Origin of the sequence: Colwellia marinimaniae (assembly GCF_002207865.1) — a bacterium.
In the GTDB taxonomy this organism is placed as follows: Bacteria; Pseudomonadota; Gammaproteobacteria; order Enterobacterales; family Alteromonadaceae; genus Colwellia; species Colwellia marinimaniae.
In genome coordinates this window covers 1-244 of the sequence record NZ_BDQM01000452.1, presented here as the reverse complement: position 1 = coordinate 244, position 244 = coordinate 1, and the positions used below count along the sequence as shown (strand labels likewise).

Sequence of the window (244 nt, the reverse complement as noted above, 5' to 3'; positions counted from 1 at the left end):
ACCTCGGTCATGATGCGAGCTACTCCTGACGAGGTGCGGATGATGCTCGTTGACCCCAAGCGGGTGGAGCTGACCCAGTATGAGGGGATTCCACACTTAGTGACGCCCATTATTACCAGCGCCAAGAAGGCCGCCGAAGCTCTGCAATGGGTCGTGCGTGAGATGGACCAGCGCTATGACGACCTGGCTGCGTTCGGATTCCGTCACGTCAAGGACTTCAATAAAGCTGTACAGGCTGGCGAGG

The 244-nt window shown here is 57.8% G+C and carries 1 protein-coding gene; it reads left to right on the top strand.

All coding sequences use genetic code 11. From position 1 onward, the window contains the following. Positions 1 to 39: 39 nt before the first annotated feature. On the top strand, positions 40 to 244 hold a 205-nt coding region (locus MTCD1_RS23815), incomplete at its 3' end, for an FtsK/SpoIIIE domain-containing protein (protein ID WP_235013416.1).